21 protein-coding genes are annotated in these 22,959 nt (G+C 59.9%); 18 read left to right on the top strand and 3 right to left on the bottom strand.

What is annotated here, in order from left to right; all coding sequences use genetic code 11:
* The first annotated feature begins 4 nt into the window (after window positions 1-4).
* The 17 genes from QZ383_RS02515 to QZ383_RS02435 all read left to right on the top strand — a co-directional run bounded on the left by QZ383_RS02515 (window position 5) and on the right by QZ383_RS02435 (window position 18,761).
* Window positions 5-367, top strand: a complete 363-nt coding sequence (locus QZ383_RS02515) for a Lin0512 family protein (protein WP_291442728.1) — start codon at window positions 5-7, stop codon at window positions 365-367.
* Window positions 368-402: 35 nt separating this feature from the next.
* Window positions 403-1,365 (top strand): thiamine pyrophosphate-dependent dehydrogenase E1 component subunit alpha, encoded by a 963-nt coding sequence (locus QZ383_RS02510; RefSeq protein WP_291442727.1) that lies wholly within the window; start codon window positions 403-405, stop codon window positions 1,363-1,365.
* Window positions 1,366-1,421: 56 nt separating this feature from the next.
* Window positions 1,422-2,393, top strand: a complete 972-nt coding sequence (locus QZ383_RS02505; protein ID WP_291442725.1) for an alpha-ketoacid dehydrogenase subunit beta — start codon at window positions 1,422-1,424, stop codon at window positions 2,391-2,393.
* Window positions 2,394-2,518: 125 nt separating this feature from the next.
* On the top strand, window positions 2,519-3,532 hold the full coding sequence (locus QZ383_RS02500; RefSeq protein WP_291442723.1) for an NAD(+)/NADH kinase: 1,014 nt from the start codon (window positions 2,519-2,521) through the stop codon (window positions 3,530-3,532).
* A 49-nt stretch (window positions 3,533-3,581) separates the two neighbouring features.
* Window positions 3,582-3,896 carry a DUF6506 family protein gene (locus QZ383_RS02495; RefSeq protein WP_291442721.1) on the top strand — a complete coding sequence of 105 codons (315 nt, stop codon included), beginning with the start codon at window positions 3,582-3,584 and terminating at the stop codon, window positions 3,894-3,896.
* A gap of 99 nt (window positions 3,897-3,995) precedes the next feature.
* Window positions 3,996-4,775, top strand: coding sequence for an acetoin reductase (locus tag QZ383_RS02490; RefSeq protein ID WP_291442719.1), 780 nt, complete (start codon window positions 3,996-3,998; stop codon window positions 4,773-4,775).
* 70 nt (window positions 4,776-4,845) lie between these two features.
* Complete coding sequence (locus QZ383_RS02485; RefSeq protein WP_291442717.1) at window positions 4,846-6,216, top strand: dihydrolipoamide acetyltransferase family protein; 1,371 nt, start codon at window positions 4,846-4,848, stop codon at window positions 6,214-6,216.
* 66 nt (window positions 6,217-6,282) lie between these two features.
* The gene (gene lpdA / locus QZ383_RS02480; protein WP_291442716.1) at window positions 6,283-7,647 is read left to right on the top strand and encodes a dihydrolipoyl dehydrogenase; all 1,365 of its coding nucleotides are present in this window, start codon (window positions 6,283-6,285) and stop codon (window positions 7,645-7,647) included.
* 105 nt (window positions 7,648-7,752) lie between these two features.
* Window positions 7,753-9,342: a lipoyl synthase gene (gene lipA / locus QZ383_RS02475; protein WP_291442714.1), complete on the top strand. Its 1,590-nt coding sequence runs from the start codon at window positions 7,753-7,755 to the stop codon at window positions 9,340-9,342.
* 10 nt (window positions 9,343-9,352) lie between these two features.
* Complete coding sequence (locus tag QZ383_RS02470) at window positions 9,353-11,365, top strand: cytochrome c3 family protein (RefSeq protein ID WP_291442712.1); 2,013 nt, start codon at window positions 9,353-9,355, stop codon at window positions 11,363-11,365.
* Window positions 11,366-11,395: 30 nt separating this feature from the next.
* A complete protein-coding gene (locus tag QZ383_RS02465) occupies window positions 11,396-11,821 on the top strand; it encodes a glycine cleavage system H protein (RefSeq protein WP_291442711.1) in 426 nt (141 codons plus the stop codon).
* Window positions 11,822-11,824: 3 nt separating this feature from the next.
* Window positions 11,825-13,096: a (Fe-S)-binding protein gene (locus QZ383_RS02460; protein WP_291442709.1), complete on the top strand. Its 1,272-nt coding sequence runs from the start codon at window positions 11,825-11,827 to the stop codon at window positions 13,094-13,096.
* A gap of 129 nt (window positions 13,097-13,225) precedes the next feature.
* Complete coding sequence (locus tag QZ383_RS02455; protein WP_291442707.1) at window positions 13,226-14,806, top strand: DUF116 domain-containing protein; 1,581 nt, start codon at window positions 13,226-13,228, stop codon at window positions 14,804-14,806.
* Between the two features lie 4 nt (window positions 14,807-14,810).
* Window positions 14,811-15,881, top strand: coding sequence for an NAD(P)/FAD-dependent oxidoreductase (locus tag QZ383_RS02450; RefSeq protein ID WP_291442705.1), 1,071 nt, complete (start codon window positions 14,811-14,813; stop codon window positions 15,879-15,881).
* Entirely contained in the window at window positions 15,868-16,905 is a 1,038-nt protein-coding gene (locus QZ383_RS02445) for a hypothetical protein (RefSeq protein WP_291442704.1), read from the top strand. The genes QZ383_RS02450 and QZ383_RS02445 overlap by 14 nt, the downstream gene beginning before the upstream one ends.
* Window positions 16,906-16,979: 74 nt before the next feature.
* Window positions 16,980-18,068, top strand: coding sequence for a radical SAM protein (locus QZ383_RS02440; RefSeq protein WP_291442703.1), 1,089 nt, complete (start codon window positions 16,980-16,982; stop codon window positions 18,066-18,068).
* Between the two features lie 96 nt (window positions 18,069-18,164).
* The gene (locus QZ383_RS02435; protein WP_291442701.1) at window positions 18,165-18,761 is read left to right on the top strand and encodes a GDSL-type esterase/lipase family protein; all 597 of its coding nucleotides are present in this window, start codon (window positions 18,165-18,167) and stop codon (window positions 18,759-18,761) included.
* On the opposite strand, the gene QZ383_RS02430 is transcribed toward QZ383_RS02435, so the two are convergent.
* From QZ383_RS02430 to QZ383_RS02420, 3 genes are all read right to left on the bottom strand, one after another.
* On the bottom strand, window positions 18,762-19,646 hold the full coding sequence (locus tag QZ383_RS02430) for a MerR family transcriptional regulator (protein ID WP_291442699.1): 885 nt from the start codon (window positions 19,644-19,646) through the stop codon (window positions 18,762-18,764).
* Window positions 19,647-19,811: 165 nt separating this feature from the next.
* Window positions 19,812-20,081 (bottom strand): hypothetical protein, encoded by a 270-nt coding sequence (locus QZ383_RS02425; protein ID WP_192111684.1) that lies wholly within the window; start codon window positions 20,079-20,081, stop codon window positions 19,812-19,814.
* Window positions 20,082-20,087: 6 nt separating this feature from the next.
* Window positions 20,088-21,176 carry a hypothetical protein gene (locus QZ383_RS02420; RefSeq protein WP_291442696.1) on the bottom strand — a complete coding sequence of 363 codons (1,089 nt, stop codon included), beginning with the start codon at window positions 21,174-21,176 and terminating at the stop codon, window positions 20,088-20,090.
* A 571-nt stretch (window positions 21,177-21,747) separates the two neighbouring features.
* Here QZ383_RS02420 and QZ383_RS02415 point away from each other — a divergent pair.
* The gene (locus QZ383_RS02415) at window positions 21,748-22,854 is read left to right on the top strand and encodes a 1-propanol dehydrogenase PduQ (RefSeq protein ID WP_291442695.1); all 1,107 of its coding nucleotides are present in this window, start codon (window positions 21,748-21,750) and stop codon (window positions 22,852-22,854) included.
* Window positions 22,855-22,959: the final 105 nt, after the last annotated feature.

Below are 22,959 nucleotides of genomic sequence, written 5' to 3'. Positions count from 1 at the left end.
TCCAATGCTGCAACGTTACGTGGTTGAACTGGGCACCGGGGCCGATCTGCACGGCGCAAACATGACCAAGGCCTCCACCCGGGCAGTCAAGGACGCCATTTCGCGCAGTTGTTTGTGCGGCCTGGTGGAGATACTTGGACGCGGTTCGTTTCAGGGCGTGCATGTGCATGCGCGTATTGCCGTGCCAGAGCCGGATCTGGTGGACAAGGAAGCAGTGCTTGCCGCCATCCCCATCGGAGAAAAGAGCATTGAAGTCGTTACGGGCGGCTTGCGCACCCCTGGCCTTGAAGTTGCCTGCTTCAGCCCCGGTTGCAGCGACATCGTGTTGGCCTGCGCGGCCCTGACCGTGTCGGTAGATATTGACTGAGTCGGCACCACAATCAGCAATCTGAGGAGAGTACCATGAAACATCCCGACAAAAAGGTTCTGCTGGAAATGTTCAGCACCATGACCAAGATCCGCCTTTTTGAAAGCGAGCTGCAAAAGTTTTTTGCAGCTGGCAAAATACCCGGATTCGTTCACCTCTACCTTGGTGAAGAAGCCGTAGCCACAGGCGCGTGCGCCGCGCTGAAGCAGACGGACATGATCACCAGCACCCACCGCGGCCACGGGCACTGCCTGGCCAAGGGCGGCGACCTCAAGCTCATGATGGCCGAAATCTATGGCCGTTCCACCGGTTACTGCAAGGGCAAGGGCGGCTCCATGCACATTGCCGACTTCAACATCGGCATTCTTGGCGCCAACGGCATTGTGGGCGGCGGCGGGCCTCTTGCCGTGGGCGCGGCCTTCAGCTGCCAGTACAAGGACACCAAGGGCGTATGCGCCTGCTTTTTCGGCGATGGCGCGTCCAACCAGGGCACCACGCAGGAATCGCTGAACATGGCCAGCGCCTGGAAGCTCCCCGTTATCTTTATCAATGAAAATAACGGCTACGGCATTTCCTGCCCGCAGAGCAAATCCATGGCCATCACCGACATTGCCGACCGTGCCGCCGGATACGACATGCCCGGCGTTGTCATTGACGGCAACGATGTACTCGCCGTGTACGAAGCCGTGACCATGGCCGTGGAACGCGCGCGCAAGGGCCAGGGGCCATCGCTTGTGGAATGCAAGACCTACCGCTGGCGCGGCCACTTCGAGGGCGATGCCTGCGTGTACCGCAGCGAAAAGGAACTGGAAGAATGGAAGGCCAAGGATCCCATTCCGCGTTTTGCCAAAAAGCTGGTGGAGTCCGGCACCGCCACGCAGGCGGAACTGGACGCCATCACCGCATCTGTGGCCGCTGAAATTGAAGCCGCCGTCAAGTTTGCGGAAGACAGCCCCTTCCCCAAGCCGGAAGACCTGCTGGAAGACGTGTACGCCTAAAGCGTTTGCCGGAAATTGCGGAAACCACCTTCAGATTTTTCAGAATGGAGAAAAATATGGCGATCAAAACCTACCTGCAGGCGCTTAACGATGCCATGCGTCAGGAGATGGAGCGGGACGAGAACGTGTTCATCATCGGTGAAGACGTGGGCAAGTTCGGCGGCTGCTTTGGCGTGACTCAGGGCCTTTTTGACAAATTTGGCGAACGCCGCGTGCGCGACACCCCCATCACGGAAAGCGCCATTGTGGGCGCTGCCGCCGGTGCCGCCGCAGCCGGTCTGCGCCCTGTGGCCGAGCTGATGTTTGTGGACTTTATCGGCGTCGCCTTTGACCAGCTCTTCAACCAGGCCGCCAAGATGCACTACATGTTTGGCGGCAAGGCCAAGGTGCCCATGGTGCTGCGCATGCCTCAGGGCGCTGGCGTGGGCGCTGCGGCCCAGCACTCGCAGAGCCTTGAAGCATGGTTCATGCACATTCCCGGCATCAAGGTATGCATTCCCTCCACTCCGGCAGACGCCAAGGGCCTGCTCATCAGCGCCATTCGCGACGACAATCCCGTGGTCTTTCTTGAACACAAAATCCTGTACGGCGTGGAAGGCGAAGTGGGAGACGAGGCCACACCCATTGAGCTTGGCAAGGGCGAAGTAAAGCGCGAAGGCACGGACGTAACCATTGTGGCCACGTCACTCATGGTTCACTCCGCCCTTCAGGCCGCAGAAACCCTGGCTGCTCAGGGCATCAGCGCCGAAGTGGTGGACCCCCGCTGTCTGGTGCCGCTCGACAAGGACATCATCCTTAATTCCGTCAAGAAAACCCACGCCCTTGTGGTTGCGCACGAAGCCGTCAAAACCGCCGGAGCCGGTGCGGAAATCGCCGCCATGGTGGCCGAGGAAGCTCTGGACTATCTGGACGCGCCCATCGTGCGCGTTGGCGCTCCCTATTGCCCCGTCCCCTTCAGCCCGCCGCTGGAAAAGGCCTACATTCCCGGCGCGGATCAGATCGTCGCTGCGGTCAAGTCGCTGCGTTAATTCAGCCGCGTTCAAGGGGCAGGCACAGGCACAATGCCTGCCCCGCAGCGGCGACACGGGATTGCAACAGCCATTGCAAGCACTGCGGCAGGCCCGGCCTGCGCACTACATCCACCGGAGTCAACGTGAAAGCAGCCATTATCGCCAATCCGGCATCAGGCAAAGATATACGCCGCATCGTCGCGCACGGCAGCGTTTTTGACAATCAGGAGAAGGTTCGCATGGTGCGACGCATTCTGGTTGGTCTGGCCGCCGCCGGGGTACGTGATGTTCTGTATATGCCCGAGGGCTACGGCATCGTGCCGCGCGCCCTGAGCGATCTGGAAGCTTTGGAAACGCCTGTGAACGTGGCTCCGGTGGATATTTACCAGCACAATACGCAAGAGGATACCGTCAACGCCGCCGCCCTCATGCAGCAGGAGGGGGTTGCGGTCATCATCGTCATGGGGGGCGACGGCACAAGCCGCGCCGCCTGCAAGGGCGCGCGCAAAACGCCCATCCTGCCGCTCTCCACAGGCACCAACAACGTTTTTCCTGTCATGGCCGAAGCAACCGTGGCTGGCCTCGCCGCAGGCGTGCTGGCCTGCGGCGGCGTAACCATTGACGAAGGCTGCCGCGAGGCCAGCCTGCTTGAAGTGCACGTGGACGGTCAGTTCCGAGATATCGCTCTGGTTGATGTGGCGGTGTACGACGACCTCTTTCTTGGCTCCCGCGCCATCTGGGACATCACCAGAGTCAGCCAGATAGTCGTTTCCCGCTGCCGGCCAGACAGCATTGGCCTCTCAACTGTAGCCGGGCAGCTCATGAGCATCTCGCCCGAAGAACCACGCGGCCTGGCACTTGATCTTGACCCAGATTTTGCCTGCCGCGTGCGCGCCGCAATCGGCCCCGGCCTGTTTGCCGACGTGGGCGTTTCCCGCGTGCGCCAGCTTTTGCCGGGCGACGATGTGCCAGTGGGGCTTACCCCCTGTGTGCTGGCGCTGGACGGCGAGCGCGAGGTGGAGGTTCGGCGCGGGCAGAGCGCCAGCATACGATTGTCAGAAGACACCATGCGCGTGGTGGATGTGGCCCGCGTCATGGAATACGCCCGGCAGCGAGGGCTGTTTTTGCGCGGCGCGCAGGTCTGCTACGCCAACTAGGCGGCATATCTGCATCATGCCTGATCACCCCAACACCAGGAGCATGTTTATGAAACTCAAGGCCGCATTCATTTTTCTGAGCCCGCGTGGCGAAGGCAACGGCGTCAAGGCCGAGCACCGCAGCTGGACGCGCACCCCCGGAGTGGAACTGCTGACCATTGGCGTGACATCCTACAGGGAGGCCGTTGAAGCGGCGCAGAAGGCCGTGGAAGAAGACGGCTGCGTTGCCATCGAGCTGTGCGGCGGCTTTGGCTACGAGGGCGCGGCCATGGTCGCACGGGCGGTCAAGGTGCCTGTGGGCGTTGTGCGCTTCGATATTCATCCCGGCCTTGGCAATGCCAGCGGCGATGGAATTTTTGCCTGATGCAACAAGCAGTGTGCGGCCCGCAGGGTGCTGCCATCCACGACATGCCCGGTTTGCGACAATTTGCGCCGGTCATGCGGCAACACGGAGGATACGATTATGGCGATTAACGGCAAAGTTGTTCTGGTTACCGGTTCCGCCCAGGGTATAGGGCGCGGCATAGCCCTGCGCCTGGCCAATGACGGCGCGGATATCTGCCTTGTGGACATGAACGCGGACAAACTGGCTGCCACAGCGGGTGAAATACGCGCCCTTGGCCGCAAGGCCACCACCTTTATTGCCGATGTAAGCGACCGCGCGCAGGTCTTTGCCGCTGTGGACCATGCGGAAAAGGAACTGGGCGGGTTTGACGTGATGATCAACAACGCGGGCATTGCTCAGGTCAAGGCCCTGCTGGACGTCACCCCCGAGGAGTTTGAACGCATCTTCAGAATCAACGTCAACGGCGTGCTCTGGGGCATTCAGGCTGCGGCCACCAAATTCATGGCCCGCAAGCAGAAGGGCAAGATCATCAGCGCATCTTCCATTGCCGGGCACGATGGTTTTGCCCTTATCGGCGCGTACAGCGCCACCAAGTTCGCGGTGCGCGGCCTTACACAGGCGGCGGCGCGGGAGCTTGCCTCAAGCGGCATCACCGTGAACGCCTACTGCCCAGGCGTTGTCGGCACCGACATGTGGATTGCCATTGACGAGGGCTTTTCAAAGATCACAGGCGCCCCAAAGGGCGAAACCTACAAGAAATACTGCGAAGGCATAGCCCTTGGCCGCCCCGAAACACCGGAAGACGTAGCCGCCTTTGTTTCCTATCTGGCAGGGCCGGACTCCGACTACATGACCGGACAGGCCGTGCTTATTGACGGCGGCATGGTTTACCGCTGACGGCATCGGCCCGGCTGACGGCAAAAAGGCAGCCTTCCGCCCCAACACACAACATCGCAGGAGAACAGCAGTGAGCATAGAACTTGCCATGCCGAAACTTGGTCTGACCATGAAGACCGGCAAGGTTTCCAAATGGTTTGTGGCCGAAGGCGCCGCAGTCAAGCAGGGCGATGATCTGTTTGAAGTGGAAACCGACAAAATCACCAACAAGGTGGAAAGCCCCGCCGACGGCGTGCTCTTCCAGATTGTGGTGCAGCCCAAACAGGAAGTGGCCGTGGGTGCCGTGCTTGGCATCCTGGCCGAACCTGGTGAAACAATCGCCCGGGTTGAAGGCGCGTCTGACTCCCCCGCTTCCGCCACTGCGGAAGCGGGCGCGCCCAAGCCCGCAAAGACCAACGCGTCAGCCGCCGTGCAACCCTCTGGCACTGGCGGGATAGCGTCTCCCGCCGCGCGGCGGCTGGCGCGTGAACTTGGCATTGACCTTGGCTGCATCGCAGGTTCAGGCCCCGGAGGCCGGATTGTTGAGCGCGACGTGCAGGCCCGCCACGAAGTTATCGGCAAAATCAAAATCACGCCCCTTGCCGCCGCCGTGGCCGCCAAGGCAGGGCTGGATATCTCTACCCTCACAGGCACGGGCGAAGGCGGCAAGATCGTGCGCGAAGATGTTGACCGCGCCCTGCACCCGGAAAAGTTCGCTGCGGCGGCCCAAAATGCGTCTCAGCCAACCTGCGCCAGCGCCGTTTGCAGCAGCGAGCCAAGCTCCGTGCCCATGGAAGGCATGCGCAAGATCATTGCCGACAACATGCTGGGCAGCCTGCAAAACTCCGCCCAGCTCACCCTTGTGAGCGAAGCTGATGTAACCGCCTGCGTGCATATCATCAACGACTTCAAGGCCCGCAACAAAAAGAACAAAGACTTCCGCCTTTCCATGAACGACATGCTCATTCTGGCCGTTTCAAAGGCCTTGAAAAAGCACCCGCGCATGAACGCAACCTTTGACGGGCAAACCATCACCCGTCACGGCGAGGTGCATATGGGCGTGGCCGTGGCCCTGCCCGAGGGCCTGATGGTGCCCGTGCTGCACCATGCGGACAGGCTGACCCTGACTGAAATAGCCAGGGAAGCCCGCCTGCTTGCTGGTCGCGCCCGCAAGGGCGAGCTGACGCCCGACGACATGAGCGGCGGCACCTTTACCATCACCAACATGGCGCATTCCGTGGTGGATTTCTTCACGCCCATTCTCAAGCCCGGTGAAACGGGAATCCTGGGCGTGGGCCGCGTGGTGGAAAAACCCGTTATCCGCGAGGGGGCCGTGGTGGCCCGTTCCATGATGGGCTTGAGCCTCACCTTTGACCACCGCGTTGAAGACGGCGCGCCCGCAGCAGAATTTTTGAAGACACTTGTGGAATATCTGGCGGAACCGGCCCTGCTGCTTTTCTAGGGCATTCCCGGCAGGGCTGCGTCAATGCGCGCCCATACAGCAACCAGCACAGATCAGGAGAACACAATGTACGATGTAGTTGTCATAGGTGGCGGCCCCGGCGGCTATGCTGCGGCCATTCGCGCTTCGCAGCTCAAGGGCAAGGTGGCCTTGGTGGAAGGCGGCAACATGGGCGGCACCTGCGTTATGCGCGGCTGCATTCCCAGCAAGATATGGCTACGCGCCGCTACCCTGCTGGAACAGTCGCGCAAGGCTGACGAATTTGGTCTGGAACTCACTGTGGGCAAGCTGGATTTTACCGCTGTTCTGGCCCGCAAGCAGGGTGTTTCCAACGATATCCGCATGGGTATGGAAGCGCTGCTCGCCAACAACGGCGTGGAAGTGATCCCCGGCATGGCCGTTGTGACCTCGCCCACCTCTGTGGATGTGGCGGGCAAAAAGGTTGAAGCCAAAAGCATCATTATCGCCACGGGCAGCACCCTTGCAAAGCCCGATGTTCCCGGTCTGGATCAGGCCGCCTTTACCACAGACCAGCTGCTGGACATGACGGAAGCTCCGGCCTCGGTGCTTATTACCGATCCCACCTATATCGGCGTTGAAATGGCTACCCTGCTGAGCATCCTTGGCAGCAAGGTCATCTTTGCCGTGCCTGGCCCGCGCATTCTGCCTGACGAAGATCAGGATTCCAGCCAGCGCATGTCCCAGTCCCTGCGCGAGCGCGGCGTGCAGATCATTGCCCGCCACACCCTTGTCAAGGTTGCGGGCAAGACCTGCACTCTCAAAAGCGGCGACAAGGAACAGACCGTTGAGGCCGACAGGGTGCTGGTATCTGGCCGCAAACCTGTTGCCGCCAATCTGGGCCTGGAAGCTCTGGGCGTTAAATTCAATGAAGATAGCGGCATATCCGTTGACCAGCAGTGCCGCACAGCCTGCCCGAGCATTTTTGCCATTGGCGACTGCACGGGCGGCTGGATGCTCAGCCACGCGGCCTCTGCCATGGGCATCTGCGCGGCGGAAAACAGCATGGGCGTGTCCGCAAAGTTCCCCTGCCACCTTGTTTCGCGCGCCATCTGGGGCAGCCCGGAAATGGGCTCCGTGGGCCTTTCTGAAGAACAGGCCGAGCGCAAGGGCTACGAGGTTGAAGTGGGTGGTTTTCCATATTCCATCAACGGCTATGCCATGTTGCGCGGCGAAGTGGACGGCGCAGTAAAAATGGTTGCCGATGCCGACACGGGCGAAATCCTGGGCGTGCACATCGTGGGCAGCAATGCTTCCGAGCTGATCGGCGAGGCGGTGCTTGCCATGCAGCTTGAATGCACGGTGCGCGAGTTCGCCAAGGGCTTCCGCGTGCATCCGGCCTTTTGCGAAACTGTTGTCGATGCCGCGCGCGATGCCGCCGGGTGGGCCTTGTACCTGCCCAAGCGGGGCTGACGCCGTTGAAGGAACCGGCGGGGGGCCGTTGGGCCCGGGGTACAGGCCTCCCCGGCCCCCCGCCGTAAACAAGCCGAATCTGTTCTGCATTACAAGGAAGCAGCCATGTCCGCCTTACCCGTTTGCCAGCCAGATACCGATGCCAGCTCCGCGCCCGACCAGCCTGTTTCGCTGGAGGTGCTGGATCTGGGGCGCATCGAATACGGCGAAGCCCTGAATTTTCAAAAGCGCCGCGTGGAGTCGCGCGTCAGCGACGCCGTGGACGATACCCTCCTGCTGCTTGAGCACGAGCCTGTCATCACCATGGGGCGTGGGGGCACGGCGGCCCATCTGCACGTGACCGAGGAGCAGTTGCAGCGTCAGGGAGTCGGGCTCTACTGGGTAGAACGCGGCGGCATGGCGACCTTTCACGGTCCCGGCCAGCTTGTGGCCTATCCTGTTATCCGCCTGCGGCAAAAAGACCTGCACCTGTATATGAAAAAACTGCTGGCAGCCATCGCCTCGGTGGTGCGCTCCTTCGGGCTTGAGCCGCAACTGGGTGTCCACGGCCCCGGAGTGTGGGTAAACGGCGGCAAAATTGCCAGCGTGGGCGTGGCCGTGCGCAAATGGGTGACCTTTCACGGCATGGCCCTGAACGTGAATACCGATGTGAACTGGTTCCGCCTCATTACCCCCTGCGGCAACCCGGCGGAACGCATTACCTCCATGGCTGCCGAGTTTGGAAGTCAGGTTGATTTTGCCGAAGTTTCGCGCCGTTTTGTACAGGCCTTTGCCCGCGAGTTCGACTTTGCACCCCGCACCGGGCTGGCTGCAAGCCGACCGGCCTGGCTGACTGTTTCCCTGCGGCCTGATGCCGGGATACGCCCGGTGGAGAACATGCTGGCCGACCTCAACCTGCACACCGTGTGTCAGGAGGCCCAGTGCCCCAACAAGGGCGAATGCTATTCGCGCGGCACTTCAACTTTCATCATCATGGGCGACAGATGCACCCGAGGCTGCCGCTACTGCGCCGTTGCCAAGGGATCGCCCGCGCCTCTTGATCCATCCGAGCCGGACAACGTCGCGCAGGCCGTGCACAGGCTGGGGCTGCACCATGCGGTCATTACCTCCGTAACGCGAGACGACCTGCCGGACGGCGGCGCGGATCATTTTGTGCGCACCATCAAGGCCATACGCCGCACAAGCCCGCAGACCAGCATTGAAGTGCTGGTGCCGGACTTTCAGGGCGACCGCAACGCTCTTGAGGCGGTGTGCGCCGCCCGCCCCGACATGTTCAACCATAATCTTGAAACCGTGCGGCGGCTTTTTGCTCAGGTGCGCCCTGGGGCCAGCTATCAAACTTCACTTGAAGTGCTGCAATACGCTGCCAATCAAGGTCTGCGCGTAAAATCCGGCATCATGCTGGGCCTTGGCGAAACATGGAGCGAAATCCGCCTCGCCCTGGCCGATCTGCTGGCGCACGGCTGCCGCTTTCTGACGCTTGGGCAATATCTTGCGCCCTCTGGCGCGCACGTGCCTGTGGCGCGGCATCTGGCCCCTGACGAATTTGACCACTGGAAGGCAACGGCCCTTGCCATGGGCTTTACAGGCGTGGCTTCCGCCCCGCTGGTGCGCAGTTCGTACCGCGCGGAGGCCATGCTGACCAGTCTGACAGACGCGGCCCCGCTGGCTGCCAATACTTGCGAAGCGTGCTGAGGAGAAACGTATGAAGCTGAGGATGCGCAAACGCGGCCAAACCATGGCCGCCCCGATGTTTCAGGCGGCCCGTACGCTGACGGCCCATGCTGTTGCGGCCTGCATGATAGCGGCCTGTATCGTGCTATCAGCGGCTGCCTTGCCCGCCCATGCGGCCAGTGACCAGCAGAACGCCGAGGTCAGGCCGGCCAGAACGTGGTTTATTGATGAATCTGGCTTTCATGCCTCTGCCCACGCCAACATGTCGTGCGCAGACTGCCACGCTGAGCAGGCCGATCACCAGCACCCATGGGCCGACAAACTCAACAAGCCCGCCAGTACGGCATTTGACCGGGAAACCTGCCTGCAATGCCACGGCGACGTTGAAGATAATCTGGCAAAAGGGATGCACGGCGGCAAACCGGTAATGAAAACGCAGGACTATAACAACTGCATTACCTGTCACAACCCGCACTATGTTCTCGCGCCCGAGGCCAGAGCCAAGGGCCTGCGCCCTGCGGGCGACATGAGCCAATCCTGCGGCGTATGCCACAAGGCTCAGACAGACCTGCCCAAACCAGCGCCCGATGTGGCCGCCTGCCTTTCCTGCCACGGTCTCAAAACCGGCAAGGGCATGCTTCCCGCTAGTGGTATTGCCGCTGGCGCGGCAATCTCTACCGCCAAGCCCCAGGGCGGTTCCCAAGCAGCGCCTGTGGCCTTCAACAAGGGCAAGGAACCGCAGGGGCCGGTTATGTGCCTCTCTTGCCACGGGCCGGAATCAAACGCTGCCACGCCTGCCGGGGCCATGCCCAGAATCTCCGCCGAGGGCATGAAATCCATGACCCACGGGGACATGAACTGCCTCACCTGCCACAAGGATGCGGCACGGTATCCTCACAACAGGCAGGAGCGCGTCAACTGCCTCACCTGCCACACAAGGCATGACGAAAAGAAAATCCATGATGCCCACAGCAATGTGAGCTGCGGCGCGTGCCATCTTTCCGGCGTTACCCCGGTGCTCAAGGACGGCAAGGTTGATTATGTCATCAATTCCGGGCCGCTCAATGTGCACTCCATGACCCTTGCCAGCGGCACTGCCTCCTGCGTGCGCTGCCACAGCGCCGGCCCAGCTGCCGCTGGCGGCTCCACAAACGGCTTTGCGGGCAACGGCAAGGTTGGCGCCGCCAACGCCATTCTGCCGCCCAAGAGCGTGCTCTGCATGGGGTGCCACGCGGCTACATTCAGTGTGCAGGATACCCCCGTCCAGATCGGCCTTGGTATATTTGTGCTGGTCTTTGCTGGCATGGGGCTGTTCTGGTTCTCTTGCGCCAATCTGGGCAAGGGATCGCCGCAAAAGGTTACAGATACGGCTGCGGATGCCGCAACGGGCCAGAGCCACGGCTGCCCCGCGCCGCACCAGCACGCAAGCGCGGAAAACCGCTGGGCTGCCCTGTGCTGCGATGTCTTTCTGCAACGGCGGCTCTATCGCGAATCCCCCCTGCGCTGGGCCGTGCATGCGCTCATATTCTTCCCCTTCCTGTTCCGCTTTGTCTGGGGTCTGCTGGGTCTGACGGGTTCGCTTCTGTCGCCCGCGCAGAAATGGCCCTGGCTGCTGCTGGACAAAAACTGGGGTGCTGGAGCCTTCCTCTTTGATCTGAGCGGGCTTGCCCTGTTGCTGGGCCTGTTGCTGGCCGCCGTGCTGTGGCGGCGCGAAAAGAGCGCTGCTGCAAACGCGCCGCGCCACGACTGGCTTGCGCTGTATCTGCTGCTGGGCATCACGCTTACGGGCTTTGTGCTTGAAGGCATGCGCATCGCCCTCACGGGCATGCCAGAAGGTAGCGGCTATGCCTTTGCCGGGCATGCGCTGGCACTGGGGCTCGCTCCCCTTGGGCAGGCAACGCTGGCGCGCATCTACGGCTGGGGCTGGTACGTTCATGCGGTGCTGACCGCGCTGACGGTGGCTTACATACCCTTCAGCCAGTTGCGGCACATGTTCACGGCTCCCCTGTTCCTGCTTGTTCAGACCATTCGCGGCCGCCACTAAGGCCTAACCCATCACATTAAGGAGTTAATCATGGAAATTGCCGGATACAACATGCCCGAGGAACTGTACTACGACCACTACCACTTCTGGACCCGCGTTGACGGCGACGAACTGGTCATTGGCATGGACGACTTTGCCGAAAAGCTGGCAGGCCAGATCGTGTTTGTGCAGTTGCCCTTTGTGGGCAAGGCCGTCACCGCCGGGAAAAAGTTCGCCAAGGTGGAATCGGGCAAATGGCTTGGCACCGTCTACAGCCCCGCCGACGGCGAAATCACGGCAGTCAACGAAGAGCTGGAGGCCAACCCAACCCTCATCAACGGCGACTGCTACGGCAAGGGCTGGATGTACAGGATCAAGCCCGCCGACATGAGCCAGATCAATACCCTCATTCACGGCGGCAAGGACGTTCTTGAAGCATGGCTGCAAGAGGACATCAAGAAGTTCAAAAAGGATTAAATCATGCGTCACACAGCATTCAGCATACGACAGCGCATGGCGCTCGACGCCTGCACCGAATGCGGGCAGTGCCTGACAGTGTGTCCGGCGGTGGCGGCATCGGGCGACGCGGATCTTTCGGCTCAGGTGCGTATGGACAACCTGAAAAAGCTCCTGCGCGACCGCAGTTTCCTCTGGCGGGCCTTGGGCGAAGTGCTGGGGCGCGAACCTGTGGCCACGCCGGAACGCCTCAAGGAATACGGCACTTCGGTGTTTCGCTGTTCGCTCTGTGGCGATTGCGAGGAAGTATGCCCCGCTGGCCTGCCCCTTAAAAATCTGTGGCTCGCCCTGCGCGAAGAACTTTCGCGCACGGGCGACGCCCCGGAAAAAATCCGCATGATCCGCACCAACCTTGAAGACAGCCACAACGTCTTTGCCGAAGACAACGACGAACGCGGCGACTGGGTGGACGACATGCGCAAGCCCCCCAAGGGCGGCGGGCAGAAAGCCAGGGCTGAAGTGGTCTATTTTACTGGCTGCGTAGGCGCGTACTTTCCGCTGGCGCAAAAAATACCTATGGCCTTTGTGGAAATTCTGGAAGCCGCAGGCGTGGATTTCACCATCATGGCAGGCGATGAATGGTGCTGCGGCTTCCCCCTTGTGGGTTCCGGCCAGAGCGCCGATCTGCCCGCCATCATCAAGCATAATGTGGAGGCTGTGAAGGCGCGGGGCGCGCGCAAGGTCGTGTTTACCTGCCCCTCCTGCTACCAGATCTGGCGCGAATCCTACCCGCCGGAATTCGAGCTGGCGCATGCCTCTGAAATGGTCATGCAGCTCGTGCTTGAAAACAGGCTGCCCCTTGGCGAGCTGCCCATGACAGTGACCTACCACGACCCCTGCGATCTGGGGCGCGGCGGGCGCGTGTTTGACGAGCCGCGCGAGGTCATGGCGCGCATTCCCGGCCTGACGCTTGTGGAAATGGAGCATAACAGGCGGCATTGCCTGTGCTGCGGCGGCGGCGGAAACCTGGAAATGATCGACCCCGATCTTTCGGCGGCCATGTCCAAGCGCAAGGTTGAAGAAGCCGTACGCACCGGAGCGCAGGCCATTGTGACCAACTGCCAGCAGTGCGTGCGCACCATGACCACCTATGCCAAGCGCAACAAGGTGAACATAGAAGTGCTGGACATGAGTCAGCTTGTGGCCCGCTCGCTCCAGGCGCACGCCAGTGAGGCAAAAGCCAGGGCAGACAGCACGGCACAAGCAGTTCAGGCGACGGCATTAGCGCAGGCGTAATGCCCCAACGACATTGTGGCATGCCGGCGGGCAGCGCAGGAACAACAAAACGCAGCACAAACGGGGTGTACAGCGCGGAAAGGGTAATCCGGACTGCAAGAGGCGCGTACACCCGATCAGGAGGCGCATATGCAGTGGCGATTGCTTGATTTGCCGCCGCTTACGGCGGCGGAAAACATGGCCCTTGACGAGGTGCTGCTTGAAATTCGCGGCAGTGGCCGCTCACAGGATACGCTGCGCTTTTTGCAGTTCAAACCGGCAACTGTGCTGGTGGGCTTTCACCAGTCCATTCAGGAAGAAATCCGCCTTTCCTACTGCCGCGAGCAGGGAATCGACATCAACCGCCGCATCACGGGCGGCGGCGGCCTGCTGTTTGATGAAAACCAGATCGGCTGGGAGCTTATCTGCGACAAAGCCTTTTTTGGCGTGGGCATTCCCAACGCCAATCTGTTCCGCCGCCTGTGCGAGCCAACCGTCACTGCCCTGCGCGGCATGGGCATTGACGCAGCATTTCGCCCCCGCAACGACATAGAAGTTGCTGGCCGCAAGATATCCGGCACAGGCGGTACGGACTGCGACGCGGCCTTTCTGTTCCAGGGTACGCTGCTGGTGGATTTTGACGTGGAAACCATGCTCAAATGCCTGCGCGTGCCTGTGGAAAAGCTGAAAGCCAAGGAAATTGATTCCGTCAAAAAGCGCGTCACCTGTCTGGCGTGGGAGCTTGGGCGCGTACCAGCCAGCGCCGATATCAAGGCTGCCCTTGCCGATGCCTTTGAGCGGCACATGGGCATAAACCTCGTGCCCGGCGGCCTGACCGCCGAGGAGGAAGACAAGCTTGCCGAGCGCCTGCCCTATTTTCAGTCGCAGGAATGGATAGACATGGTGCGCCCCACCTATGAAAAAACAGAGGTGGTGCAAGGAGCGCGCAAATCGCCCTACGGCCTTGTGCGCGTGACCATGCAGCTCAACATGCCGCGCCGAGTTCTTAAAAACGTATTTATTACCGGAGACTTCCTGTCTTTTCCCGCGCGTGCCCTCTTTGACCTTGAGGCTGCCCTGCGCGGACAGCCCCTGAATACGGAGCACCTCTGCGGCATCATCCACGACTTTTTCAACGAGGGGCATATCGCCATACCCGACATGAATGCGGAAGACATCTGCATTCCCCTGCGCATGGCCATGGAAAAAGCCGACATTGCCCGCCACGGCATACCGATTGAACACTGCAACCGCATCTTCACCACCAACGGCAATTTTGATCAGGTGCTGGCCGCCGGGCCGCAAGCTCTCCTGCTGCCCTATTGCGCAAAACTCAAGGATTGCGACCTCCGCTTTACCAAGGCCTGCCGCGCCTGCGGCGAATGTTCCGTGGGCGAAGCCTGGGCTCTGGGGCATGAGCGCAAACTGCGCACGGTCTGCATAACCAACTTTGAAGATCTCATGGAAGAACTGGGCAAGCTCAAGGGGCAAGGCGTGTCCGCCTTCATCGGCTGCTGCTGCCAGCCATTCTACATCAAACATGCGGAAGATTTTGACCGCATGGGCCTGCCCGGCATTCTCATAGATATAGAAAACACCACCTGCTACGAGCTGGATCAGAGCGAGGCCGCCCATAAGGGGCAGTTCCGCAGCCAGACAAGCCTGAACATGCGCCTGCTGCACTCCATTTTGCGCGTAGCGCAGCAGGCGCAATGCCATGCCGGGAGGTAGCCCCATGCGCGTACTCAACTGCGATGTTCTTGTGGTTGGCGGCGGCCCCGCCGGGTCAAGCGCCGCGCGAGCGGCTGCTCTGGCCGGGGCTTCCGTAATTGTTGCCGAGCGGCGGCGCATAGTGGGCAGGCCCGTGCGCTGCGCTGAATATATCCCGGCCATGCTGGTTGGTCAGGCCAATGTGGGGGACGAATATATCGTGCAGCGCACAACGGGCATGCGCAGCTTTCTGCATGGCCGCTGCATACAGGATATGAGCGCCCCCGGCTGCGTGATCGACAGGGAAATGTTCGATCAAGCCCTTGCCCGCGCCGCCGTGAGCAGCGGCGCGAGGATTCTTCCCGGTCACGCCGCTGTTGGCCGCGAAGGCGGCGCGGGCGGCAAAGTGCTGCTGTCCGCGCCCAACAGCGCCACTGTGGGCGTGTCGGCCAAGGTAGTTATCGGGGCAGACGGCCCTGTTTCGCGCGTGGCGCGCTGGCTGGGCCTGCCCCGCCCGCACTGCCTGCCGTCCATACAGGTGCGCCTGCCCCTGCTGGAACATCAGGAACACACCCACATCTATTTTGATGAAAGCATCCGCGCTGGCTACGCCTGGGTTTTCCCCAAGGGCAATGTGGCAAACGTGGGCCTTGGCATGCTGCCCACCCCCGGCACACCGGGCCTGCGCTGGGCGTTGCGACGCTTTGTGCGCGGCATGGCCGGGCTTGGCCTTGTGGCCGACAGGCCGCTGGGCCTCACAGGCGGCTGGATACCCGCAGGATCGCCCCGCCCCTGCGTGTATGGCGACACGGTGCTTGCAGGCGATGCCGCAGGACACACCCATCCCATCACAGGGGCCGGTATTTTTCAGGCAGTGATGGGAGGTGAAATGGCTGGTCGCTGGGCCGCCAGAGCCGTTCTGGAGGGTGATCTGAGCCTTCTGCTGGGCTACGAGGAAGAATGGGCCGATTTTTACGGCGACGCCCTGTCGCACGCGCACCAACGCCGCCTTTTATGGGAGGCGCACACCGGCTCGCTCGACAAGGCCATCAACAGATTCTGGATAGGATTCAGGGAATACTATGCTGCAAGCTGAAGAATCCTGCGGGAACTCCGCCATTGGAACATACGGCGGCTACTATTCATCGTGGTCGGCGGATATCCCTTCTGAACTGCGATGGGATAGTGCGCGGCTTAATGAAGCGCGTGAACTTTCGTGGAAAATCCACGGCAAAAAAATACTGTTCTATCTGCCCGGCATGTATGTGCGCGACGGTGTGCAGGGCCAGTACCCGGCGCTTTCCATCACCGGGGCCAACTGTCGCCAGCAATGCGCCCACTGCGGCGGCAAGCTGCTGCTCAATATGCCTGACGTCAGCTCCCCCCAGCGGCTGTTGCAAAAGTGCCGCGATCTGGTGGCGCAGGGCGCGCAGGGGGTGTTGCTTTCCGGCGGCTGCAACGGGCGCGGGCAAGTGCCGTGGCAGGATTTTACAGACACCATTGCTGCCATAAAGCAGGAAACCGGCCTCTACATTTCCGTGCACTGCGGCATGGTCGACGACGGTGCGGCTTTGGCCCTGCGCCGGGCTGGCGTGGATCAGGCCCTGCTTGACGTTATTGGCAGCGAAAAAACCTATGCCAGCGTTTACCATCTGCCGGACGGCCCCCAACTGCTGGAGCAAAGCCTTGAGGCTTTGGCTGCGGCAGAGCTGCCAGTGGTTCCGCACATTGTGGCAGGGCTGCATTTTGGGCGGTTTGCGGGCGAGAACCACGCGCTGGAAATTCTGGCGCGTCACCCGCCCGAGCTGCTGGTGATCGTGGCCTACATGAACCTTGCCGGAACAGTCATGGAAAACGTGCGCCAGCCAGACCCGCGCGGCGTGTGCGGGCTTGTGATCCGGGCGCGCGAGCTTATGCCGCAAAGCCAGATAAGCCTTGGCTGCGCCCGCCCGAGGCGGGATGCCAGCGCGCTGGAAGTTCTTTCGCTGCGGGCTGGCATCAACCGGATGGCCCTGCCCTCGCACGAGGCCGCCGCACTGGCGGCCCGCATGGGATTACGGGCGGAATTTCGCAAAACATGCTGCTCGGTGCTGCTGGGCGAGGGAACAAAGGGCTGGTAGCTCTCACAGCCACGCCTGCCCGAGATGTTACTCGCAATAACGCTTGCCGCAATAACTTTTGCTGGAGACAACATATGAGCCAAGCCACCCAACTTGAGAACCAATGCCCGCCCTGCTGGCAGCAAACACAGCCCCAAAGCCCCGAGGTTGCGCGCATGAGCCTTGCCGCAGCCATGACGCTCGACTTCGCCCCCGGATCCTTCTACCGCAACGCCTGCCTTTCGTGCATCAACCTGCTGCTGACCTACCGCTCTGGCTGCGCTGCCAAGTGCGCCTACTGCGGCCTCTCTGGCGCAAAAGAAAAGAAGGAAAGCACGAGCAAAAGCTTTATTCGCGTGACCTGGCCAGCATTTACCGTTGATGAAATCGTGGCGGGCATTGTGCGGCGTCAGGAGCGCGTCAAGCGCATCTGCATTTCCATGCTCACCAACAGCCGCGCCCCGCGCGATGCTGCAGAGATATGCCGCCGTTTGCGGCAGGCCGTTGATATTCCCGTTTCCATGCTGGTTTCGCCCACCATCCTTACCCGCAGAAACCTTGAGGAACTGCGCGATGCCGGAGCAGACAAGATCGGCGTAGCCATTGACCTTGCCACGCCGGAACTGTTTGACCACTACCGTGGGTCGGGAGTCGGTGGGCCGCACTCATGGAAGCGCTACTGGCAGTGCCTTGGCGAGAGCCTGGACATATTTGGTCAGGGAATGGCCGGGGCGCACTTTATGGTGGGCATGGGCGAAACAGAGCAGGACATGTGCCGCGCCATGCAGCGAGTGCACGACATGGGCGGCAACACGCACCTGTTTTCGTTTTTTCCCGAAGGGGGTTCGCCTCTGGCGCACCGCCTACCGCCGCCCATTGACCAGTACCGCCGCATTCAGCTGGCGCGCTGGCTCATCGACAACGATCAGGCCCACGAGCGGTTCTTCACCTACAACGACCGCCGCGCTCTCACGGGATACGGCCTGCCCAAAGCTGATCTGGACGCCATCATTGACACTGGCGAACCGTTCCGCACCTGCGGCTGCACCGGGCGCGACGGCGAGGTGGCCTGCAACCGCCCTTACGCCAACTCACGCCCTGGGCCGGGAATCCGCAACTATCCTTTCAAACCTGAAGAGGCGGATGTACGCCACATCCGTCTGCAAATGGGATTGCCCGCCTGATGCGGGCGCAGGCGGCCCTTGCCCGTACGCCCCTGCTGGCGCGGGCCGCCTGTTGCGAATATTGCCCGATCATCCACAAGGGAATACGCTACAAACATGATTATTGCTTGTCTGGGCGACAGCCTCACTTACGGCTACGGCATTCCACGCCCCAAGGTATGGACAACCCTGCTGGCGCGGCACACGGGCATTGACGTGCGCAACTGCGGCATCAACGGCGACACCACAGGAGGCATGCTCGCCCGCTTTCACCAGCATGTGGTGCAGGCGGGCGTTGACGCGGTTCTGATCATGGGCGGGTTCAACGATCTGGCGTTGGGAGCAGGGCTTGGGACAGTCAAGGCCAATATTTTTGCGCTGGTGCAACACAGTTTCAGCGCACGGGTGCGCCCGGTGCTGGGAGTGCCCATTCCCGTGCATGCGCCCATAACCTTCCCCCTGCTGGGCAGCGTTGATTTACCACGCGCCTGCGCGGACTACGCCGCCCTGCACCAATGGATACGCGTGCTCGCGGAGGATTTCTCTCTGCAATGCGTGGATTTTTCGCAGGCTTTTGCAGGCTTGCCCGGTCAGGCAGGCCCAACGGATGGTAATGCCTCTGACAGGCTGTCTGCACTCTATACAGACGGCCTGCACCCAAGCGAAGCGGGCCACGAGCTGATGGCGCAGCAGGCGGCCCGCATACTTGGCTGATTACAGATCGTCGACTGAATCAAAATGGAATTTGGGGGTGTGCACGACACTCCCTCTGCGGCTTACCTTGACCAGTACTTCTGTAACAAAGAGCGAATCGTTGTTGGTGGTCCAGAAGTCGGTAATGTAGCGCTCGTGCGAGCCATTGTCGCAAATATAGTTGTTTGAAGCGCACCAGCGCTGCAATTTGCGGTAGGTGCTGCCGATGGTTTCGTGCGAACCTATATGGTAGCAACTTGCCGCCAAGTACCCGCCATAATCCGCCATTTTATCTTCCCCGCAGGGGAACACGGTTTTTTGCAGCAGTTTGACGGGCTGCTCCTCGTTTTGCACCCTGTTTTCTATGGAAGAAAAATTGATGATGACCGGCCCGGTGATATTATTGCCCACTTCTTCAACATAATTGGTAAAATCCATGTTGATAATGGCAGACTTGATATCAGAAACAAAGGTCTGATCCATAAAAAGCATGCGTTCCGGTGGAATATACTTCACCGACACACTCTGCTGGCAGTTTTCCAGCACAATTTCTGCTTCGTGCAGCAGTTCAAGCCAGTCGCGCACAGATGTAAGCCGCAGGAACAACAGCTTTTCATCCTGCTGCAACAATTCAATCTTGCTCATGAATATTTTTCGCAGCGCGGAAAGCGAGGTATTGCTGCCCACTTCAAAAGCGGCGCGGATCTCACTGAGGTTGAACCCCATCTGCTTGTAGTATTTCAGCGGCGGGATGGCGAGCAGTTCATCCTGCGTATAATAGCGGTAGTTGTTGCCTCCATGCCTTTTGGAAGAAATAAGGCCGAGGTCGTCATAAAAGCGCAGAGCCTTTTTGGAGATCTTGGAAATCTCGCTCATCTGGCTGATGGTGTACCCTTGTTTTGTCATGGCGTTGCCCGAATTTTTGAAAGGTGGGCAAAAAGGGATGATTATGCGCCTGCCCGAACCTCACAATATCCTATCGAGCATTTGCGCCACCAGCCAGACACAAAAACGAGGCCGGGCACATCCCTTGTGCCGGGGAGAGGCGCACCCCTCCCCGGCAGTGGATTCTTAGTTGGAAATGTAGCGGTTTATGGTCGCCGCGCCTTCGGCATGGGCACGAAAGAACATGCGCACCTGGCCTTCATCATCCAGATCGTAGCGCGATTCTTCCAGCAGGCCGTTGGCTTCTGCGGTTAGGAGGGCGTTGAGCACGTCAGACTTGTTGAAAGCCCGAAACGAACTGTAGCCGTCTTTGAGCGCGCACAGCACATCTTCTGTGCAGGCCTCGTTAACTGTTGTCATATACTTGAGAATGGCGAAGTTAAGCGGTTTTTTCATGGTAAATTATCCCTTCTTTCTGAAAAAATCCAGCGGATTGACGGCAATGATAAAGATGCCGACGATCATCACGACTGCGGCCAGCCAGGCAATGGGGGCAAGGGCGTAGCCATCGATGCCGAACCACAGACCGAGCACCAGCCAGCAGAAGAAGGGGCCCCAGAAAGAGAACGCGCCGTTGCACGACATGCCAAGCGCCGTACCGCACATGGCGTTGCCCTTGTACCAGAGCATAAAGGCGAAATACGCGCCAAAACCAGCCACGATAAACCAGGGCATGGCGTCAACATCGGTAAAGACAGTGCGGATCATCCCAAAGGCCGAGTCGCCGCCGATAAAGGCAAACAGGGGCACAAGGATCAGCAGGTTGGTCAGGGCCGAGGTAAGCTGGCGGATGGTGATGCCGATTTCAGGGTCAATCATGGAAGTGGCGTAGCCGCCCACGCAGCCTTCAAGCCCCCAGCCAAAAGCGGCCAGAAAACCAAAAGCAATACCCACAAAGAGGTTCGGCGGCGCGTTGTCGGCAAGGCCTGTGCTGCCGATCATGGCACTGGCCATAAAGCAGATAAAGATACCCAGCATGGTGCGCGGGGTCAGGGGCTGCTTGAAGAGAATGCGGCTCAGAATGGAGCCGATGGCCGGGCAAAGCGCGCTGATGGGCACAATGATGGAACCGGCGCTCTGCAAGCCAAGCACGTAGCAGGTACTGGCAAGGGGGCCGCCGATAACTGCGGCGGCCATGAGGATAGCGCCGGGCTTGGAGGCCATGCTGCGGAAAACATCGCCAAACTTGCCCTTGCCAATGGCAATCAGCACAGCCCACACGGCGCTGCAAGCGTCAGTGGTGGCCGCGCCAAGCGCGCCGAGCAAAAAGAGCTTGGAAAATTCAGAAAGCGGGGAATCGCCGCCGTACCATACCCCCCACACGCCCAAGGTCATGGCGAGCGTCATGAACGCGGTGTATATTCCGTATGCTACCCCAGACATGGTGGCAGTAACCATGCCACGTCTTCTGAAACTTGTGGCAAGCTGCTTTTTGGCTGCCTGCGCCGAGGTTTCCATACCTGTTGACCCTAATTGTGCTGTTTGCTCCATGGCATTCTCCTTCCCACGGGAATTGGTGTCGGCTGCGGGCTGACCCAGCCCTCAACGGGAGGCTCGGCCCACTTTGATTCACCGTAAGCATTCTCCGCACTGGAAGATCAAGGCCTTTTACAAAAAAATGCCCCTTGATGGGCATCTTTTTACATAAATTTTGTCCCAGATGTCGATAATCAAAAATAGTAATTACATTCAATAGATGCAATTACTACAATGATAATTACCTTAATAGTCTGTTTTAATTTTAAATTTATAACCAAACTTGCTGGTTCATTTTTTCACACAAAATGGCATTGGATAGTAAAAAAGTTTGCAAAAACCCTTGACCTTCCCCCTAGGGGTAAAGGTTGACTTAGCATCATGCCCGTACTGCCATCTTGCAAAAAGGCCGTGCAATGGCGGGTTATCACTGAGCTAAAAGACTGATATCTGTAGTAAAAATATTCACGCCTCCAAGGCGTGAAAATGGCTGCCCAAGCGCAAGCAAGCGTGAACCGCTGACGATAAAAGAATACGCCGACGCCAAGATATCCTTTCTTTCTTTGCGCCGCCTGTGGAGGACGACGTGACCCAGTTTTACGGAAAAACAAAGATCTGTTACGGCCCTTACGCGCTGGAAACCCTTGAGACCTTTCCAGCCAGCCATGCCTTTGTGGTGACAGACCCCTTTATGGTCAAAAGCGGATTTGCCGATCAGGCCGTGAGCCATCTGAAACGCAAGGGCATTGGACACACGCTCTTTTCTGGCGTGGAGCCTGACCCATCCCTTCAGGCCGTGGTTGAAGCCACACGCCTTTTTTTGAGCAGCCAGGCAGACATGATTATCGCCATTGGCGGCGGCTCGGCCATTGACATGGCAAAGGCCATCTCCTACTTCGGGCACAAGGCTGACAGCAACAGAAAGACTACGCTTGTCGCTATCCCCACCACCAGCGGCACAGGTTCGGAAGTGACCTCCATTGCGGTTATCACCGACAAGGTCAATTCGGTGAAAATTCCGCTGAATGACGAAATGCTCATTCCTGACGCCGCCATTCTTGATGCCCGCTTTACGCGCACCGTGCCCCCGCACGTGACCGCCGCAACCGGCATGGACGTGCTGACCCATGCGGTGGAAGCCTATACCTCGCGTTACAGCAACGTGTTTACCGCCATCTACGCGGAGCAGGCCATCCGCAATGTTTTTACCTACCTCAAGCGCGCCTATGACCACGGCGACGACATGACCGCGCGCGACAACATGCTCATCGGCTCCTGCATGGCCGGGCTGGCATTTACCAACAGCGGCCTTGGCGTTACCCACAGCATGGCCCACAGCCTTGGCGGCCTGTTCCACATTCCGCATGGCCTTGCCAATGCCGTTCTGCTGCCCTTTGTCATCAGCTTCAACAGCTTTGACGCTGGCGTTAAATACTGCGAAATCGCAGCCTTTATCGGCCTTGAAACCGCAACCGTGGAGGAAGGTACGCGCAATCTGATAAACGCGGTGCGCGACCTCAACACATCCATGAAGATTCCTTCAAGGGTGCGCGAGCTTAAAGTGGACGAACAGGTTTACCGTCAAAGCCTGGATTCCATGGCCGCCAATGCGCTGGAAGACATCTGCACAAGCAGCAATCCGCGCATGCCCTCGCACGACGACATTGTCACCCTGCTCGAACAGGCCTGGTAGACAGGTTTGGTAGCATAGACCTCGTAGCATATCTGCCGGATTTTCTGCAAACGCCACAAAAAAAGGAGCTGCCCAAAAGGCGACTCCTTTTTTTGCGTCTGTGCA

Origin of the sequence: Desulfovibrio sp. (assembly GCF_019422935.1) — a bacterium.
In the GTDB taxonomy this organism is placed as follows: Bacteria; Desulfobacterota; Desulfovibrionia; order Desulfovibrionales; family Desulfovibrionaceae; genus Desulfovibrio.
Note: the sequence above shows the minus strand (reverse complement) of the source record. Positions and strands in the feature narration are given on the sequence as shown.